This is a genomic window from Chryseobacterium mucoviscidosis, assembly GCF_002177115.1.
Lineage (GTDB): Bacteria > Bacteroidota > Bacteroidia > Flavobacteriales > Weeksellaceae > Chryseobacterium > Chryseobacterium mucoviscidosis.
In genome coordinates, this window is record NZ_MVAG01000070.1 from 1 (window position 1) to 239 (window position 239).

The window sequence follows — 239 nt, forward strand, 5'->3', positions numbered from 1 at the left end:
ACTTCTCCGCATCTTTAAAGCGCTGCATCTGCATGTAATTTGTCCCCATCACAACTTGGGAAATCGCCAGCTTTTTTTCGTACCCGTCATGCATTTTGTAAATATTCATCGCGTCTCTCGCATAATTGAGAGAAACCGCATTTTGCCGAAGAGACATATACAGCCAGGACACTTTAAAATAAAACTCGGCCGCTTCAATCTGATCGGGCACCTTCGCCAGTTTTTTCTCGGCAACCTTG

Annotated in this window: 1 pseudogene; it reads right to left on the minus strand. The window is 44.8% G+C overall.

Annotated features, from left to right (window positions below):
• Positions 1-239 (minus strand): annotated as a pseudogene (locus tag B0E34_RS22680) (hypothetical protein); the annotation flags it as partial.